This window comes from Ferruginibacter sp. (assembly GCF_031430955.1).
In the GTDB taxonomy this organism is placed as follows: domain Bacteria; phylum Bacteroidota; class Bacteroidia; order Chitinophagales; family Chitinophagaceae; genus Ferruginibacter.
Genome location: NZ_JANPCM010000068.1, coordinates 1 through 7,956, shown reverse-complemented (window position 1 = coordinate 7,956; position 7,956 = coordinate 1). Strand labels below are relative to the sequence as shown.

8 protein-coding genes are annotated in these 7,956 nt (G+C 37.4%); 5 read left to right on the top strand and 3 right to left on the bottom strand.

Translation table 11 applies throughout. The features are described from left to right. The 3 genes from ACY65O_RS01930 to ACY65O_RS01920 all read right to left on the bottom strand — a co-directional run. A partial coding sequence (locus ACY65O_RS01930; protein WP_462219164.1) for a TolC family protein occupies nucleotides 1–796 on the bottom strand: 796 nt, incomplete at its 3' end. A 105-nt stretch (nucleotides 797–901) separates the two neighbouring features. Then, nucleotides 902–2,071 carry a trans-sulfuration enzyme family protein gene (locus ACY65O_RS01925; protein ID WP_462219163.1) on the bottom strand — a complete coding sequence of 390 codons (1,170 nt, stop codon included), beginning with the start codon at nucleotides 2,069–2,071 and terminating at the stop codon, nucleotides 902–904. A gap of 6 nt (nucleotides 2,072–2,077) precedes the next feature. Then, nucleotides 2,078–3,469, bottom strand: a complete 1,392-nt coding sequence (locus ACY65O_RS01920; RefSeq protein ID WP_462219162.1) for an APC family permease — start codon at nucleotides 3,467–3,469, stop codon at nucleotides 2,078–2,080. Between the two features lie 97 nt (nucleotides 3,470–3,566). On the opposite strand from ACY65O_RS01920, the gene ACY65O_RS01915 reads away from it, so the two are divergent. From ACY65O_RS01915 to ACY65O_RS01895, 5 genes are all read left to right on the top strand, one after another. Further along, a complete protein-coding gene (locus ACY65O_RS01915) occupies nucleotides 3,567–4,124 on the top strand; it encodes a helix-turn-helix domain-containing protein (RefSeq protein ID WP_462219161.1) in 558 nt (185 codons plus the stop codon). An 81-nt stretch (nucleotides 4,125–4,205) separates the two neighbouring features. Next, complete coding sequence (locus tag ACY65O_RS01910; protein ID WP_462219160.1) at nucleotides 4,206–4,946, top strand: heavy-metal-associated domain-containing protein; 741 nt, start codon at nucleotides 4,206–4,208, stop codon at nucleotides 4,944–4,946. 383 nt (nucleotides 4,947–5,329) lie between these two features. Further along, nucleotides 5,330–5,728, top strand: a complete 399-nt coding sequence (locus tag ACY65O_RS01905; RefSeq protein WP_462219159.1) for an HYC_CC_PP family protein — start codon at nucleotides 5,330–5,332, stop codon at nucleotides 5,726–5,728. A gap of 102 nt (nucleotides 5,729–5,830) precedes the next feature. Then, entirely contained in the window at nucleotides 5,831–6,571 is a 741-nt protein-coding gene (locus tag ACY65O_RS01900) for a heavy metal-binding domain-containing protein (protein WP_462219158.1), read from the top strand. Between the two features lie 102 nt (nucleotides 6,572–6,673). Beyond that, nucleotides 6,674–7,956: efflux RND transporter permease subunit (locus ACY65O_RS01895; protein ID WP_462219157.1), on the top strand; the 1,283-nt coding region annotated here is incomplete at its 3' end.

Here is a 7,956-nt window from a genome sequence, read left to right as displayed (position 1 = left end):
GTTTCATCGCACCTTTTGCGGCATCACGGCTTTTTTCACCGGCATTGTATTTATAAATATTGTATTGCTGTTGTGGTAAATTAGCAAGGGCAGTATTATATACCACATCAGGCTGCAGGCTGGCAATATCATCAATGGGGATTCTATCAATGGGAGGAGTTTCAATTTCAAAAGGTTCCGCAGCATCTAAATTTAAGCTGGCTTTTAAGTTTAGCAAACTTTGCTGCACATTGCCTTTTGCGGTAATATAGCTGGAGCTGTCTCTGGCTACCTGCGCCTCCAGTTCGGCAGCATTTAATTCCGGTAAACTTCCGGCATCAACTAATTTCCTGGTATTACTTAATTGGGCTTTCGATTGCTGCAATTGCACACCCACAATTTTTCCCTGTTCCATATTTAATAAAACCTGCAAATAATTAACGGCAATTAAGAGCGCCACATCGTTTTTTTGTTTTTCTACAAAAGCACGGCTGGCAAGTGCTTCCAGCTTATCCGCTTCAATAATATTTTTTTTACTAAACCAGTTAAATATCGAAACACTGCTTTGCATGCCCAAACTGGTGTTGAAAAATTTTTGATCTTCAAATATCCCGGTAGTGGGGTTTTCCCTGCGGCCAAAACTCATGCTGTAATTATTATTTAAATTCAGCGAAGGGATTTGAGATAGTTTATCCTGCTTTAACTGTATATCCGAAAACCCTGTTTGTATAACAGCCTGGCGCACATTAAAATTGTGTTCAATGCCATATACAATACATTTTTGCAGGCTCCATTTTTCCTGGGCTTTTGCCTGCATAATTATTGAAACTAAAAGTATAAGAGAGTAAAGTTTATAGCGCATACAACAAAAATAAATAATCTGTACCGAACCAACTAAAAACTAAATGACAGGCGGTAAAGATTAAGCGCTCATTTTTTCAAATGCCTGTTCCAGGTCTTTAATAAGGTAATCCGCATCTTCCAAACCCACATATAACCGCAGCATGCGGTGTTCTTTATTGGCAACATTAAAATCGGCGGGTTGTATACCCGAGCATTTAGGGATAATTAAACTTTCGTGGCCACCCCAGCTAACTGCCATAAAAAAATGCTGCAGGTCTTCACAAAACTTTTCTATGATATTTATATTTTCGGCTTTAATAATAAAAGTAAATAAACCGCAGGCACCACTCATTTGCTGTTTAGCCAATTCGTGCTGCGGAAAATTTTCATCAAAAGGAAAAATTACGGTTTCCACTTTTGGATGCTGCTTTAAATAAGCTACCACTTTTTTTGTTGAAGCAGTAATACGGTCCAATCTTGCCGGTAATGTTCTTAATCCCCTTAATAATAACCATGCATTAAAAGGTTGTATCCCGCTGCCAATATTCATATACTCACTGTTGAATATTTTTTCTATCATTTCTTTTTTGCCACTCAGTACCCCACCTAACGTATCACTGTGGCCGCCGATGTATTTGGTAGCAGTTTGCATAGCCAGATCAATGCCGTACTCAATTGGCTTTTGATTCAAAGGCGTACAATAACTGTTGTCAATAATAGTAATGATATTTTCTGCTTTGGCTAATTCAGCAACGGCTTTTAAATCCTGCAGTTTATAATCCCAGCTGTTGGGGCTTTCTAAAAAAATCAACGTAGTGTTGGGCAAAATGGCACGTTCAAAATTTTCTATTGCAGTGCCATCAATATAAGTTGTGGTAACATTAAAGCGGGGCAAAATATCGTTGAATAATTTTTGTGTCCACGTGTAGGGTTTAGCCACACTTACTATATGATCGCCGCTTTTTACATTGGCCAGCACAGCAGCAAAAGTAGCAGCAGCGCCGTTGTTAAACACTAAACAATCTTCTGCACCATCCAATGCTGCTAATTTTTTTCTTAAAATATCTACTGTTGGGTTTCTGCCACGGCTGTATAAATAAGTGCTGTATTCATCAGCAAATGCACTACGCATTTCGGCAACTGTTTTAAAAACAAAATTGCTGGTTTGCATTATGGGTGGGGCCACAGCGTTAAAATAATTTTCCCTGTCTTCGGCAAGTTCGTTAATAATGTAGGAGATATCCATCATGATATATTAATTTTTATTCTTTTTCAGTTGCGCCAGAAAAAAATACAATCCTGCAAATACGGCCATTACTGCAAGCCCTGTTAGCGCTGCATACTTATTTTCTTTATAATCTAAAGCAATACTTATAGCAACAAATATATAAGCTGTAATAAAAACCAGCGGCATTAAAGGAAACCATTTCATTTTATAAATACCTGTATCATCCAAATGCTTTGTTTTTTTTCTTAAAATAAAAATGGTGGCGGCAGAAAGTATCATCCCAAAGCAATCTAAAAAAATAGTAAAGCTTAATATACGGTCAAACTCTTTTGCCCAAAAAATAATGATAATACAAATGGCAGCAAATACAGATAATGAAACGGTGAGCACATCGGTATTGGAATTTCTTTTTTTAAATACCGGGGGTAAAATATTATCCTCACTCATGGCATACATTACCCTTGGATTACTCATGAGTAAAACATTTACATAAGCCAGTACGCTTAAAAACAAAAATCCTGATAAAACCCTTTCAGCATTTATACCAAATATTTTTGAGGCCATAAAAGCGGCTATGTTTTTTGTATCCTTATCATGCAGCGTATCAAACCCAATTACTTTTATGTAAGCATAATTTATGGTAAGGTATAAACCAACAATAATAGCAATGCCAAAGAAAATGCCCCGGGGAACATTTTTTGGCGCATCATTTACTTCGGCACCAAAATTTATTGTTTGCTGATAACCGCCATAGGTAAAACTTACAGCTACAAGACCAATACCAAAAGCTTTTATATATTCTTTAAAAGTGGGGGAAACGGCTGATTGGTTGGTCAGTTGATTTACTGAACTGTTATCTGCAAAAAATAATGGTGCAATCAGCAACAGTATCAAAATAATTTTTATTATGGTTAAAACATTTTGTGTTTTAGCACTCATTTTTAACCCGGCTAAGTTTACACCATAAAAAATAATAATAGCTGTAATGGCAATAATGATATGTATGGTTTGAATATAATTTACATTGGCGGTAACTTTCATCCATTCTAAATCTTTTGATAAAGGAATAAAAATTGCAGTAATATATTCTCCGCCTACTAAAGCCACAGCAGCCAGTGATGCTGCATTGCTTATCAATATTACACAATTAATAGCAAAGGCAACCGAAGGGTGATAAGCATAAGAAAAAACTTTATAGTAGCCACCAGTTACAGGCAGGCGACTGCCAATTTCGGCATAGGTTAATGCACCGCACAATGCAATTAATCCTCCGGCGATCCATGCAGCAAAAAATAAAAAAGTATTGGGAGATGCCTGGGCCACATTTAACGGTGTACGAAAAATACCCATACCAATTACCAGGCTCACTACAATCATGGTAAAATCAAAAAGATTAAGTTTGTTTGTTTTTGCTGTCATGCTTTGAAGATACGGTAAATTTGTTTTGCCAATAACTGTTAGCAGCTTAAAAACTGGCGGATAAATTTTTAAATAATTAAGTATAATTTTTAATGAAATGAAACTCTCTATAAAAAATATGGTTTGCAACCGATGCGTAACGGCGGTAAGGCTATTGCTTGAAGAGTTGAAAATGCCTGCGGGAGTTGTAACAATCGGCGAAGCGGTACTTTTAAAAAATGCAACTGCCGCACAATTGAAGCAGCTTAATGTACGGCTTAAACAAATTGGATTTGAATTACTGGACAATCAAAAACATCAACAGGTAGAAAAAATAAAAAACCTGCTTATTGAAAAAGTACAGTCTGGCGAAATAGAAGAGCACTTCAGCCTGAGTGAATTTTTAAGTAAAGCACTTCATAAAGAGTATAATTATCTTTCCCGATTGTTTTCCGCAGTTGAAAGTGTAACGATTGAACAATTTTTTATTCTTCAAAAAATAGAAAAAGTAAAGGAGTGGCTGGTGTATGATGAATTGAACCTGAGTGAAATTTCGTACCGGCTTGGTTACAGCAGCGTGGCACACCTTTCTGCACAATTTAAAAAAGTAACCGGCTTTAGCCCAAGTGCTTTTAAAAAAACAGGCACCCACAGAAAATCAATCGACGATGTGTAACATTTAAATACAACTCTTTTCCCTAATTATATAACGTGGTATAAGTGTGTGATAATAATTTTGTGGTGTAAATAAAATATTATGACACACACATATAACATTACTGGTATGACCTGCAGCAGTTGCCAGGCAAAAGTGCAGCAACTTTTATTGCAGGTTGCAGGCATTACAAAAGTAGAAGTGGACCTGCAGAAAGCTGAAGCTTCCGTACAAATGGATAAACATATTGCTACCGGCATTTTACAAAATGCTTTAAAAGATTTTCCAAAATACCAGTTAACCGAAAAAGTAACCGCACGGCCCGCTGTTGCTGAATTTAATACTGAAGCAGAAAAAAAATCGTGGATAGCTACTTATAAACCGGTGCTCCTCATCTTTGGATACATTACAGCGGTAAGTTTATTAATTGAAAACCTGGACGGCGCATTTGTATTAATGCGGTGGATGAATAATTTTATGGCTGGTTTCTTTTTAGTATTTTCTTTTTTTAAATTATTAAACCTTAAAGGTTTTGCCGAAAGCTACAGTAGGTATGATATTTTAGCGAAACGCTGGAACGGATGGGGATATTTATATGCGTTTGCCGAGCTGGCTTTAGGTGTTGCATTTATAACCGGCTTTTATCCGCTGCTTACAAATGCTGTTACCCTTATTATAATGGTGATAAGCATCATTGGTGTTTTACAATCAGTTTTAAATAAACGCAAAATAAAATGCGCCTGCCTTGGTGATGTGTTTAATTTGCCCATGAGTACCATTACTATAATTGAAGATGCATTGATGATTGTAATGAGTGGCATTATGCTTATAAAAATGATATAGTGAGCGGCAATTTTTCTGAAAAATCCTTTACAATGTATTTATCAAAACATAGGGTTGCCGTATACAAGTTTGAAAATCCTTACTTTATTATACAAAAGCAGCAATCATTATTATGTAAATATTTTTTATAATTATGTAACAATATAACCCGGCCGTAGAGTAAATTTATATGCGGAGTTATATGATGTCTTCCTTTGAGTGGTTAGTAATGCAGCAAAGAGCCTAACGTTTGTTACAAAAGCTTTAAACAAACGAATATCATGCGACCTCCTGAGTCATATCATTATTTTTATTGAGGGTAGTTTGTTTCTTTAAACATTGATGTTAAGTTGTAGCGTATTTAATGTAACAGGTATAAAAGAATTTTATATGCATCTGGCAAAATGAAAAAAGTCTTTATAGCCATATTAGCTATTATATATATCACTACCTCTACTGGTGCTGTGCTTCATATGCATTATTGCATGGGCGAACTGGCGGATTGGGGACTGGGTCATAATGAATCAGCAATATGTGGCAAGTGTGGTATGAAGGAAGTAAAAGGTAGTAATAAAGGTTGCTGCAGCCATGAGCAAAAGTTAATAAAAAATGTAGCTGACCAAAAGACAACCCAACCTGCTTTTCAAAAGGCTCCCATAATTGCTGTGGGGGTTCCTGTTTCTTTTATTGAAATTCCCTCTAATAATTACCCTTATCCGGGTAAAGAAATTCCTGTAAGGTATGGGCTTATTCGAACCGATGGAGTAGCGGTTTATATTCGCCACTGTGTTTTCATTATATAAATTTTACCTGCTTATTACTGAATGGACAAATTTATTTGTCAGGCTTCCGCATTAATTTTTTCGCATCTACTTAATTATTCTGTTCAAATAAAAATTAAAAAAATGAAATATTTAAAAATGCTGATGATGGCAGCTTTAACCATCTTTACAATTTCCGTTTTTGCACAGCAAACTGCTGGCTCCAAAAAGAAAACTTCAAAACAGCAATTAGCAAAAGCATCTTATTGCTGCCCCATGCACCTGGATGAAGTAAGTGGTAAACCGGGAAAATGCTCACAGTGCGGAATGGATTTAACCAAATCAAAAAAAGAGCAGATGAAAATGGGCGTAATGAAAATGTATGTATGCCCAATGCATCCCGATATGGTAATGGACAAATCTGGCAAGTGTACCCATTGTGGGATGGATTTGAAAAAAACGGAAATGACTTATACTTGTCCGATGCATCCTGATGTAACCAGTACTAAACCCGGCAAGTGTCCTAAATGCGGCACTGCATTAAACCTGTCTCCTAAAGAACAAATGAAAATAGGTGCAATGAAAATGTATGCTTGCCCGATGCATCCCGATGTAGTGATGGACAAGGCAGGCAAATGTTCTAAATGTGGCATGAGTTTAAAAGAAATGGATAGGGCTTACAGTTGCCCGATGCATCCCGAAGTAATGATGGACAAGGCAGGTAAGTGCCCAAAATGCGGCACCCCATTAAACCTCACCCCCAAAGAAAAAATGAAAATGGAAACTATGAAAATGTATAGTTGCCCCATGCATGCTGATGTAACCAGCAACAACCCGGGCAAGTGTTCAAAATGTGGAATGAATTTAACGGAAAATAAACAATAAGTATTCTCATAATAGTTCGCAGAATGAAAATGATATTCTTCTGCATACAAATATTGACCATTGACTATTGACAAATCAAACTATCATTTATAAATATTTTCCATGGTTCAAAAATTAATTGAACTCGCTTTACGAAACAGGCTCATCGTTCTGCTGATAGCAGCGGGCCTGTTTGCGTATGGCATTTTTTCTATCAAACAAAATCCTATTGATGCCATTCCTGACCTGAGTGAGAACCAGGTAATTGTTTTTACAGAATGGATGGGCCGCAGTCCGCAGGTGATAGAAGACCAGGTAACTTACCCGCTGGTAAGCAACCTGCAGGGCATTCCAAAAATTAAAAATATCCGTGGGGCTTCCATGTTCGGGATGAGTTTTGTGTATGTAATTTTTGAAGACAATGTAGATATTTACTGGGCCAGAACAAGAGTGCTGGAACGGTTGAATTATGCACAACGATTATTACCGCAGGGCATCACACCTACGCTTGGGCCAGATGGAACCGGAGTGGGACATGTTTTTTGGTATCACCTGGATGCACCCAAAATGGATTTGGGAGAGCAACGGGCCTTGCAGGATTGGTATGTAAAATTTGCTTTGCAAACAGTGCCGGGTGTAGCGGAAGTAGCTTCCTTTGGTGGCTTTGAAAAACAATACCAGTTGGTGGTAGACCCTGTAAAGCTGCAGTATTACAATATCTCCCTGATGGATGTGATGAATAAAGTAAAAGCCAATAACAATGATGTGGGAGGCAGAAAATTTGAAATGGCAGATATGGCTTACATCATTCGTGGACTGGGCTACATAAAAAATAAAGAAGATGTAGAAAACATTGCATTAATAAATTACAATGGCATACCGGTAAGGGTAAAAGATATTGGAACAGTGCAGATGGGTGGCGATTTGCGCCTCGGCATTTTTGATATGGATGGAAACGGTGAAGTGGTAGGCGGCATTGTAGTAATGCGCTACAACGAAAATGCCAACAACGTAATTGCAGCCGTAAAAGAAAAAATGATTGAAGTGCAAAAAGGATTACCACCCGGTGTAACTTTTAAAACTTCTTACGACCGCAGTACATTAATAAAGGAAGCCATTGAATCTGTAAAAGGCACTTTGGCAGAAGAATTAATTGCAGTATCCATTGTGGTGCTGCTGTTTCTTTTTCACTGGCGCAGTGCGGTTATTATTCTCATTCAATTGCCCATCTCTGTAGCAGCAGGATTTATATTCCTGCAAATGTTTGGCATCTCGTCCAACATCATGTCGCTCACAGGTATTGCACTGGCAATAGGTGTGGTGGTAGATGATGGAATTGTTATGGTGGAAAATGCATATAGGCATATCAGCGAAGCACAGATGGCGAAGGGGTCGGGAGTCGGGAG

Coding starts and splice junctions, on each gene's coding strand:
- ACY65O_RS01925 (WP_462219163.1), bottom strand. CDS start 2,071: ATGATGGATATCTCCTACATTATTAACGAACTTGCCGAAGACAGGGAA.
- ACY65O_RS01920 (WP_462219162.1), bottom strand. CDS start 3,469: ATGACAGCAAAAACAAACAAACTTAATCTTTTTGATTTTACCATGATT.
- ACY65O_RS01915 (WP_462219161.1), top strand. CDS start 3,567: ATGAAACTCTCTATAAAAAATATGGTTTGCAACCGATGCGTAACGGCG.
- ACY65O_RS01910 (WP_462219160.1), top strand. CDS start 4,206: ATGACACACACATATAACATTACTGGTATGACCTGCAGCAGTTGCCAG.
- ACY65O_RS01905 (WP_462219159.1), top strand. CDS start 5,330: ATGAAAAAAGTCTTTATAGCCATATTAGCTATTATATATATCACTACC.
- ACY65O_RS01900 (WP_462219158.1), top strand. CDS start 5,831: ATGAAATATTTAAAAATGCTGATGATGGCAGCTTTAACCATCTTTACA.